Source organism: Collinsella aerofaciens, assembly GCF_039752955.1.
In the GTDB taxonomy this organism is placed as follows: Bacteria; Actinomycetota; Coriobacteriia; order Coriobacteriales; family Coriobacteriaceae; genus Collinsella; species Collinsella aerofaciens_BI.
In genome coordinates this window covers 1-1,472 of the sequence record NZ_JBDMHB010000087.1, presented here as the reverse complement: position 1 = coordinate 1,472, position 1,472 = coordinate 1, and the positions used below count along the sequence as shown (strand labels likewise).

Here is a 1,472-nt window from a genome sequence, read left to right as displayed (position 1 = left end):
GGTAGTGTCGAGAAAGTTGGTGTAAGGGCCCTTGCGGCCCCTGTGTCCGATATCCGGAATCAGTTGATATCCTAGGCCGCCTCCACGCTGTCGGCAAGTTCCAGGCTGGATTCGAGCATCTTCCTGGCCGCCTTCTCCAGCTCCGCCCAGTCGTGCTCGCCCGCGGCACCCATTCTGAACGCGGCGTCATGCATCTCGGCCATCTTCCTCTCCGAGAAGTAGCGCGAGCCGGACCATGTCTCGGCCTGGTCGCACATGACGGCGCCCACGAGCCTGAGCAGCGAACTCTCCGACGGGAAGACCTGCACCACGCGCGAGCGGCGCTTGATTTCCCTGTTGGCGCGCTCCTGCACGTTGTTGGTGCGCAGGCGCTTCCAGTGCGACGGCGGGAAGTCCAGGTACGCGAGCGCGTCGGGCTCCGCCTCCTCGAGCACCCTCGCCGCCCTCGGGCAGCACCCCTCCAGCATCTCGCACGCCGCGTGGTACATGGCCACGGCGGTGGCGGCGTCCCCGGCGCGGAAGACCGACGAGACGATGCGCCCCACGCGGCGCCTCAGCTGCCAGGAGCCGGCCTCGCGCATGCAGTCGCGCATCAGGTGCACGGCGCATCGCTGCCAGGCCGCCCCCTGGAAGACCTCGCCTATGGCCCTGACCAGGCCCCCGTGGGCATCGGATACGACGAGCTCGGTGCCGGTCGCGCCGCGGTCGCGCAGCTTCCGCAGGAAACCGAGCCACGATTCGTAGGACTCCGTGTCCACCACGGACACCCCCAGCACCCGCCTCCAGCCGGACTCGTCGCAGCCTATCGCCGTGACCACCGCGGTCGAAGCCACGCGGCCCCCGCGGCGGCACTTGACGTAGGTCGCGTCGAGCCAGATGTAGGGTATCGCGCGCGCATCGAGCGGCCCCTCCGCGAGGTCGGCTATCTCGGCGTCGAGGGTCGCGGCGATCGCGCTCACGCGGTCCCTGCCGAGCCTCTCGATGCCCATCTTCCCGGCTATCCTCTGTACCTTCCTGGTGCTGGTGCCGGTGGCGTACATCTCGGCCACCGCCGCGACGAGCGCGCGGTCGACGCGCTGGTAGCGCTCGAGGACGTCCTCGGGGAAGAAGCTACCCGTCCTGAGCTTGGGGATTCTCAGGTTGAGCGTGCCCACGCACGTCTCGAGCGTGCGGTTGCGGTAGCCGTTCCTGCTGTTGGCCCCATCGCCGCAGAGCTGGTCGGCCTCCTCGTCCATGATGGCGTTGACCACCTGCTCGGCGAGCAGCCTGAGCAGCGACTGGATGTCGACCATCCCGTCGGTCGACCTCGGGATGGCGGCCTTATCCGGCATCGCGTCTGCTAATATCTCCATAGCGGTCCCTGTCCTTTCCCAGAACCTGTGTTATGTAGCAATTCCAGATTCTAGGACAGGGGCCGCTTGCGTTTGGCGGTCAGCCGTCGGCGCGCTTACACCAACATTTCCGACGCGATC

1 protein-coding gene is annotated in these 1,472 nt (G+C 67.4%); it reads right to left on the bottom strand.

What is annotated here, in order from left to right:
• Positions 1–71 precede the first annotated feature (71 nt).
• A complete protein-coding gene (locus ABHR75_RS09890) occupies positions 72–1,331 on the bottom strand; it encodes an IS256 family transposase (RefSeq protein WP_430392728.1) in 1,260 nt (419 codons plus the stop codon).
• Positions 1,332–1,472: the final 141 nt, after the last annotated feature.

What these genes read in the sequence shown, in the direction of transcription:
- ABHR75_RS09890 (WP_430392728.1), bottom strand. Translation starts at nt 1,331, where the DNA reads ATGCCGGATAAGGCCGCCATCCCGAGGTCGACCGACGGGATGGTCGAC.